This is a genomic window from Serratia sp. (in: enterobacteria) (assembly GCF_046715635.1).
GTDB lineage: Bacteria > Pseudomonadota > Gammaproteobacteria > Enterobacterales > Enterobacteriaceae > Chania.
In genome coordinates this window covers 1-7,843 of sequence record NZ_JBKJYW010000036.1, presented here as the reverse complement: position 1 = coordinate 7,843, position 7,843 = coordinate 1, and the positions used below count along the sequence as shown (strand labels likewise).

At 58.6% G+C, this 7,843-nt stretch carries 10 protein-coding genes; 9 read left to right on the top strand and 1 reads right to left on the bottom strand.

The window, feature by feature from the left end:
* The 8 genes from ACLQ7H_RS01680 to mdcH all read left to right on the top strand — a co-directional run.
* Positions 1-984, top strand: a 984-nt coding sequence (locus ACLQ7H_RS01680) for a malonate decarboxylase subunit alpha (RefSeq protein ID WP_411751170.1), incomplete at its 5' end; no start/stop codon positions are given.
* Positions 984-1,838: a triphosphoribosyl-dephospho-CoA synthase gene (locus ACLQ7H_RS01675; protein ID WP_411751169.1), complete on the top strand. Its 855-nt coding sequence runs from the start codon at positions 984-986 to the stop codon at positions 1,836-1,838. The genes ACLQ7H_RS01680 and ACLQ7H_RS01675, both read left to right, overlap by 1 nt.
* 21 nt (positions 1,839-1,859) lie before the next feature.
* Positions 1,860-2,159 (top strand): malonate decarboxylase subunit delta, encoded by a 300-nt coding sequence (locus ACLQ7H_RS01670; protein ID WP_411751168.1) that lies wholly within the window; start codon positions 1,860-1,862, stop codon positions 2,157-2,159.
* Entirely contained in the window at positions 2,152-2,988 is an 837-nt protein-coding gene (locus tag ACLQ7H_RS01665) for a biotin-independent malonate decarboxylase subunit beta (RefSeq protein WP_411751167.1), read from the top strand. The genes ACLQ7H_RS01670 and ACLQ7H_RS01665 overlap by 8 nt, the downstream gene beginning before the upstream one ends.
* Positions 2,985-3,791 (top strand): biotin-independent malonate decarboxylase subunit gamma, encoded by an 807-nt coding sequence (gene mdcE / locus ACLQ7H_RS01660; protein ID WP_411751166.1) that lies wholly within the window; start codon positions 2,985-2,987, stop codon positions 3,789-3,791. Before ACLQ7H_RS01665 ends, mdcE begins: the two co-directional genes overlap by 4 nt.
* A 292-nt stretch (positions 3,792-4,083) precedes the next feature.
* Complete coding sequence (locus ACLQ7H_RS01655; RefSeq protein WP_411751165.1) at positions 4,084-5,043, top strand: AEC family transporter; 960 nt, start codon at positions 4,084-4,086, stop codon at positions 5,041-5,043.
* A gap of 12 nt (positions 5,044-5,055) precedes the next feature.
* Positions 5,056-5,679 carry a malonate decarboxylase holo-ACP synthase gene (locus ACLQ7H_RS01650; RefSeq protein WP_411751164.1) on the top strand — a complete coding sequence of 208 codons (624 nt, stop codon included), beginning with the start codon at positions 5,056-5,058 and terminating at the stop codon, positions 5,677-5,679.
* Positions 5,679-6,608, top strand: coding sequence for a malonate decarboxylase subunit epsilon (mdcH, locus tag ACLQ7H_RS01645; protein WP_411751163.1), 930 nt, complete (start codon positions 5,679-5,681; stop codon positions 6,606-6,608). The genes ACLQ7H_RS01650 and mdcH overlap by 1 nt, the downstream gene beginning before the upstream one ends.
* Here the strand turns inward: mdcH and ACLQ7H_RS01640 are convergent.
* Complete coding sequence (locus ACLQ7H_RS01640; protein WP_411751162.1) at positions 6,605-7,525, bottom strand: LysR family transcriptional regulator; 921 nt, start codon at positions 7,523-7,525, stop codon at positions 6,605-6,607. The genes mdcH and ACLQ7H_RS01640 overlap by 4 nt on opposite strands.
* A gap of 208 nt (positions 7,526-7,733) precedes the next feature.
* On the opposite strand from ACLQ7H_RS01640, the gene ACLQ7H_RS01635 reads away from it, so the two are divergent.
* Positions 7,734-7,843, top strand: a 110-nt coding sequence (locus ACLQ7H_RS01635) for a YacL family protein (RefSeq protein WP_411751171.1), incomplete at its 3' end; no start/stop codon positions are given.

The following is a 7,843-nucleotide window of genomic DNA, read 5'->3' as shown; positions in this document are numbered from 1 at the left end:
ACCCGCGATCCGCGCCTGATCAAACCGATTCATGTGCTGATGGGCATGATGGCGATTAAGGGCATTTACGCCAAGCACCAGGTGCAATCGCTTAACCACGGCATTGGCTTTAATACCGCCGCCATCGAACTGCTGCTGCCTACCTATGGTGAACAACTGGGCCTGAAGGGCAAAATCTGCAAACACTGGACCTTGAACCCCCACCCAACACTGATCCCGCAGATTCAAAGAGGCTGGGTAGAAACCGTCCACTGCTTTGGCGGGGAATTGGGGATGGAGAATTACATTGCCGCACGGCCGGACGTTTTCTTTACCGGTAGTGATGGTTCCATGCGTTCCAACCGCGCGTTTTGCCAGATGGCGGGCCAATATGCGGTGGATATGTTTATCGGCTCGACCCTGCAGATCGACGGCATGGCTCATTCTTCAACCGTGACGCGTGGCCGCCTTTCTGGTTTTGGCGGTGCGCCGAATATGGGGCATGACCCTCATGGCCGCCGCCATGCGACGCCTGCCTGGCTGGACATGATCGAGGAGCCGGATCCGCTGGCCCGTGGCCGCAAGCTGGTGGTGCAGATGGTTGAAACCTTCCAGGCTGGGGCCAAACCGACCTTCGTAGAAAAGCTTGATGCCGTTGATGTAGCCCAAGAATCTGGCATGCCGCTGGCACCGGTAATGATTTACGGCGACGACGTGACCCACGTTCTGACGGAGGAGGGCATCGCTTATCTGTATCGCGCACGTTCGCTGCAAGAACGCCGGGCAATGGTGGCTGCGGTGGCCGGTATCACCGATATCGGGCTGGGCGTAGATGCCAAACGCGTGGCCGAACTGCGTCGGGAAGGCAAGGTGGTATTCCCGGAAGATCTCGACATTCGCCGCACCGACGCCTCCCGCTCGTTACTGGCGGCAGGCAGCGTAGCAGATCTGGTTGAGTGGTCCGGCGGCCTGTATAACCCGCCAGCTAAATTCCGGAGCTGGTAATGAAACTTTCCCCCTGTTTAATCGCCTCTGAAGCGGATCGGGTTGCTGCACGATTGGCGGAGCTTGCCACGCAGGCGCTAGTGGATGAGGCGCGCCTCAGCCCGAAACCGGGGCTGGTGGATGCCCGGGGTTCCGGTGCGCATCAGGATCTGACGCTGGCGTTGATGGAACGTTCGGCCCACAGCCTGACTCCGGTCTTCCATCGGCTGGCGATTGCCGGTTGGCAGCGTCCGGCAGATAGCGCGTTGCGCCAGGAAGTTGGCCGGATTGGCCGGGAAGGCGAACAGCGGATGATGGCAGCCACCGCCGGTGTTAATACACATCGCGGGGCGATCTGGGCGATGGGCCTGCTGGTGACGGCGGTAGCCATGCAAGGGGGGAACGCAACGCCATCCAGCAGTTGTGCATTAGCCGCCCAGTTGGCGCAGTTGCCGGATCACGCTAGCCCTAAGGTGTTCAGCAAAGGCTTGCGAGCCACTCAACGCTATCAGGTATCCGGTGCACGAGAAGAGGCCCAGCAAGGTTTTCCGCATGTGATGCAACGGGCGCTGCCGCAGCTGTGGCACAGCAGGAGCCAGGGGGCCAGTGAGCCAGCCGCGCAGATTGATGCGTTGATGGCCATCATGACCACCCTGAGCGATACCTGCGTGCTGTCGCGTGGTGGGTTAACGGCGCTGAATGCGATGCAGCAGGGGGCCGCCGAGGTACTGCATGCCGGAGGATATCAACATCCGGCAGGGCAGGCGGCGTTGGTCAAACTGGAGCAACGGCTATTGGCGAGCAACGCTTCACCCGGTGGCGCGGCCGATTTGCTGGCTGCGGCTCTGTTCCTCGATCGGGCTACGGCCCGCTGAATAATCAATCCAGAGGATGTTATGGAACATATCGATTTGAGTTATCCGGCCAGCATTACGCTGCCGGGTAAGGCACTAACCGGCGTCGTAGGATCCGGTGACATGGAGGCTCTGTTTGAGCCAGCGGCTGACGGCACGCTGACGGTGGCGATCAAAACCTCCGTAGACGGTAGCCGGCAGCGTTGGCAACACCTGTTTGATCGCTTGGCCTCTTTGCGCGATTTACCCGCCGGGCGGCTAGAGATTAACGACTTCGGCGCTACGCCGGGGGTGGCTCGGTTGCGTATCGAACAGGTATTTGAGGAGGCCGCCCATGCGTGATGATCTCAGCTTTATCGAACTCAGTGCCCGGGAGCGCGCCCGCAATCTGCTGGACAGCGGCAGTTTCCGTGAACTATTGGGGCCATTTGAGCGTATTACTTCGCCTTGGCTGGAGCCACAAGGCATCGTCACCCAGGCCGATGACGGCATGGTGGTCGCCAAAGGCACCATTGACGGTAAACCGGCGGTGATAGTCGCGGTAGAAGGGGCGTTTCAGGGCGGCAGCATGGGGGAAGTTTCCGGTGCCAAAATGGCCGCGGCCCTGGAACTGGCGGCGGAAGATAACCGCAACGGCATTGCAACCCAGGCCGTATTGCTGCTGGAAACTGGCGGTGTGCGTCTGCAAGAGGCCAATCTGGGGTTGGCAGCGATCGCAGATATTCATGCGGCAATTGTCGATCTGCGCCGTTACACCCCGGTAGTGGGCATTATTGCCGGGACCGTGGGCTGCTTTGGCGGGATGTCGATCGCGGCGGCTTTATGCAGCTATTTGATCGTCACCCGTGAAGCGCGCCTGGGCTTAAACGGCCCGCAGGTGATCGAGCAGGAAGCCGGTATCGACGAATACGATTCCCGCGATCGGCCTTTCATCTGGAGTATGACAGGCGGTGATGTGCGCTATCGCAGCGGCTTTGTCGATGAAGAGGTCCCAGATGCGCTGCATGCGGTCAAGGCGGCGATGACAGGTTGCCTGCAACGCGGCGTGCCTGCTCAGCACCGCTCCGACAATTATCACTACTACTTGCCGAAACTGTCGCAGTTCGATACCCGCCAACAGGCGGATGCGGCGGTCATTGCTCAACTGTTTGCTGCGGAGGATCGGGTATGAGTACGTCATCATCAAGCCGTGGAGAGTACTGGTTCTCTTTGCTGACGGCGGGAGCCGAACAGCGCCAGGGGCAGTGCGCCTCGATCCGGGTAGCGGACGCTGAACTAGAGGGCCAGCCGGTGCGTTTTATCGCCGTGGTGCCGGATGCGGATAACCATTATCCACGCGCCGCACGCGGTGAAGTGGGTTTGCTGGAGGGCTGGACATTAGCCCAGGTAGTCAGTGAAGCGGTCGCGGCTGACGTTGGTAAAGCGCAAAAGCGCGCCATCGTGGCGGTGATCGATGTGCCGAGCCAGGCCTACGGGCGTCGGGAAGAGGCCTTTGGTATTCATCAGGCGTTAGCCGGTGCGGCCGGGGCTTATGCCAAGGCTCGGCTGGCAGGTCATCCGGTGATTGGTTTGATCGTGGGTAAAGCCATGTCCGGCGCGTTTCTGGCGCACGGCTATCAGGCTAACCGCTTGATAGCCTTCAACGATGCTGGCGTGATGATCCATGCGATGGGAAAAGAGTCTGCGGCGCGCATCACGCTACGTTCCGTCGAGGCGCTGGAGAAGCTGGCGGCAACCATTCCACCGATGGCCTATGACATTGAGCATTACAGCTCGCTGGGCCTGCTGGAACAGTTACTGGATATCCGTGACCCGCTGCAGGCGAGTGAGCAGGAACTTAATCAGGTTCGCCACGCGCTGATCCAGGCGATCGCTAAAACTCGCAGTGAAGGGGTTGGATTAACTAACCGCCTGGGGGCAGACAACCGCCATAGCTCTTCGCTGGTGCGTGAACGTATGCGCGCAGAGTGGTAATGCCAGGCTAGCCATTTTTACGTCAGAGTTCAGGAACCCAATACTACCCGCCGGGAGGGCGCACGTAATGCATTCCGACCCGGCATATTTACCCGTCGCCTTTCAAGCTGCAGCGTTGTTACCTGCGCTTACTCACCCCAGTCACTTACGAAAAGTAAGCTCCTGGGGATGAGTAAGCTTGTCGCCTAGCTGCAGCTTGAAATTCATAGGGTAAAGCTTCACCTGCAGATAACAATATAACTAACACCATCGCACCTGATCTGACTGATTTTTTCTTTTTAACAGGTGATTTATGACATACGTAATTATTCATGCCTTGGCGCCGATTTTTGTCATTATGCTGCTGGGCTTTTTTGCCGGTAAGGCAAAAATGGTCGATAACCAGAACGTTTCATTACTCAACATCTTCGTGATGGATTTTGCACTGCCGGCGGCCCTGTTCGGTGCCACCGTACAGACGCCTTGGGCGGGGATCGTTGAGCAGTCGCCGCTGATCGTGGTGTTGGTGCTGGCGATGTGGATCACCTATGCGGCGATCTATTTTACCTGCACCGGGATCTTCCATAAGTCTCCGCAGGATGCTGCGGTGCTGACGCTCACCGTGGCGTTGCCTAACTATGCCGCGCTTGGCCTGCCGATCCTCGGTAGCGTGCTGGGGGAAACGCCGGGAACCTCGCTGTCCGTGGCGGTGGCTATCGCCTGCGGTTCGGTATTGATGACGCCGTTCTGCCTGCTGATCCTCGAGCGTGAAAAGGCCCGTGCAGCCGGTGGGGTTCAGGGTTCCAGCCTGGGTATGTTGCCGGTGCTGATGTGGCGCTCGGTGAAAAAACCGATCGTCTGGGGGCCGCTGCTTGGGGTGGTGCTGTCGGCGGTAGGCGTGCATATGCCTGAAATGGTGCTGGCCGCGATCAAACCGCTTGGCCTGGCGGCCACGGCGACGGCGCTGTTCCTGACTGGGGTGATCCTCTCTGCCCGTAAGTTGCAGATCAACGGCCCGGTGCTGCTGTCGAGCGTGACCAAGCTGCTGATCCAACCGTTTATTGCCTGGGGTTTGGTGTTGGCGTTGGGCCTGCACGGTAGCGTGGCCATCACCGCTATTTTGATGATTGCCCTTTCCGCCGGTTTCTTCGGCATCGTCTTTGGTAACCGCTTTGGCGTGCAGTCGCCGGATGCCGAAGCCACGTTACTGATCAGTTCCGTGTTGTGTATCATTACCTTACCGCTGTTTATCACCCTGACCTCAGGGATGTAACTGGAGCAACCGATGATTCGCCCGCATGACCTGATTTGGATTAGTGACCGTTCTGCCCTCAGCGCCGACCAGGCGTTGCCGGAGTGGGTTAGCCAGCAGTGGCGCACCTCATTACCGTTGGTGGTGCGGCGCGATGTTCAGGGTAACGGGCGGATCCCGGTGGGGATCCGGGGTATGAAACGCAGCCAGCGCGCCGCAGCTTGGGTTAGCGCAGAGGCTATCCGGCGCGTAGTGACGCCGGAGTCTTTGGTGAGTGAGCCGTTGGCGTTGCTGCACTCTAGCTTTGTTTCCCAGCCTCCGGTGCAGGCGCTCATTATGCTGGCTCAGCGGCCTTGGCCGTGGGTCTGGGGCGTGACCGGCAGCTGTGGTTATGCGCTAGCGACCGAAATCCCGGTGATGCATGCCGACAGCGATCTGGATCTGTTGGTTCGCTGCCCGCAGCCTGCCAGCCCCGAGGAGTTGCAGCGGCTGGCACAGTGGTTGCAGGCGTTGCCTTGCCGAGCCGATGCCCAAATAGAAACACCGCTCGGTGGCATTGCCCTGAGCGAATGGCTGCGGGATGGACGAGCGATGCTGAAAACCGCTGAGGGGCCGTTGTTGACGACGGATCCATGGGCCAGCTTTCAGGAGTTCTGATGAAGATTTTATTTACCTTTCCCGGCCAGGGGCCGCAGGTGCCTCAAATGTTGCACCAACTGCCGGCCAATGAAACTACCCAAGGGTTGTTAAACGAGGCCTGCGCTGCTATTGACCAGGACGTACTGGCGTTGGACAGCGCCGAAGCCTTACAGAAAACCCGGGCAGTGCAGCTGTGCCTGCTGATAGCCGGGGTGGCCTACGCGCGGGAATTGCAGCAGCAGGGGATCGCGGCCGATTTTGTCAGTGGGTTATCCATCGGTGCTTTTGCGGCTGCGGTGATAGCCGGGGCTTTGGCATTTCCCGATGCCGTCCGGCTGGTGGCGTTACGTGGCCAGCTAATGGAGGAGGCTTACCCTGCGGGATATGGCCTGGCGGCGATTGTCGGCTTGCCGTTGCGCCAGGTGGAAAGGCTGATAGCAGAGGTCAATAGTGCTGAGTTACCGGTCTATCTGGCCAATATCAATGCCGAAGACCAATTGGTTATCGCGGGTAGCGAAGCAGCGATGGCGCAGGTCATGGCACTGGCAAAAACCGCAGGTGCAGCGAAAACCCAGCGTCTGGCAGTGAGCGTCCCTTCCCACTGTGCCCTGTTGGCACAACCGGCTGAAAAGCTGGCGCAGGCAATGAAACAGGTCATCCTCCACCGGCCACGGATTGCCTATCTCAGCGGCAGCACCGGGCGAGTGTTATGGCAGCCGGAGCGGATTGCCGACGATCTGGCCTTCAATATGGCCCGCACTGTGCGCTGGCATGAGGCGATGGTGGCGGCCTACGAGCGGGAAGTCCGTCTGGCGATCGAAATGCCGCCGGGTGCGGTATTAACCGGCTTGACCAAAAAAGTAATGGAGCAGGGGGAAGCGCTGTCCCGCTGCCAACTGGGGCTGAACGCGGTCTGCGGCATTGTGACCAAATATCGGCACGATTAAACCGGCCCTTCACCGCGAGCATACATGCGGCCTTCCGCCGTTAACGCCAGCAGGTTCGGATCCTGCTGCTGGTTACGGTTGAACACCAGCGCGATGGTTTGGCGCATTTGGTACTGTTCGCACAGCGGCAGTAATTTCAGCGTGTGTTCATACATCTTCTTCATTCGCCCTGGCACCAGCGTGTAGCCCACCCCGGCCTGCACCAGGCTGAGCATTGAGAAAATATCATTCACCCGGGTGACGATTTCCGGTTCAAAACCGGCAATCTGAAACGCTTCGCTAAAGCCGTGGTAGGTGGCGAAGCCTTCGGTCAGGGAGACAAACTTCTGGCTGCGAAAGTCTTGCAGGTCTGCCGTGCCATCGCTGTTTAGCTCTGAGGCTGCCGGTGCGGCAAGATAGATATCATCTTCGAACAGCGGCAGGATCTCAAAGCGCAGTGGATCGATTTGGCTGTCCGAAACCGAAATCAGGATGGCATCCAGCAGTTGGTTTTCCAACTGAGCCAGCAGATCTTCATTCGATCCCATCGTCAGGCTGATCTCCATGGCTGGACGGCGTACCTTCAATCCCATGATCAACCGTGGAATGGTTTCCAGCGTCAGTGAGTAGAGCGTGCCGATACGCATGCGTTGCTGGCCAAACCCCGCCTTCAGCCGAGTTTCTTCGATGCCTTTGTAGGTCAGATCCACGATATCACGGGCGTATTCTGCCAGCGTTTGTGCTGCGGGCAGGGGCAGCAGGTTGCGCCCTTTATGAATAAACAATGGGCAGCGGAAACCCTCTTCCAGAGTATGTAACGCACGATGCACGCTAACGCTGCTCAAGCCAAGCTGTTCGGCGGCTCGGCCGATGTTTTCCTTCTCCATAAACGCCAGAAAGATTTCCAATTTTTTCAGGGTGATTTCGCTGTCGATCATCGGCTCAGGCTTGGGTAAGGGCAAAGGAGAGCCATGATAACAACAATTGCCCGCCCATAGCAGGCACCGAGAGCCTTCCCGCTTCCCAAGCGGAGGCCGGGCCGTTATATTGCGCCACGAATTATTGAACAACTTTGCGAGCGCTCTCTGAGTTAGCCGCGAATTTAGGGTTAAACTCAGTCTTATACTCGGCTCAGGAGGGCATGCTATGGATTACGAATTTCTGCGTGACGTAACCGGTCAGGTGGTGGTCAGATTTTCGATGGGGCATGAGGCCATCGGCCATTGGATTAACGAAGAGCTCAACGGTGATTTTAA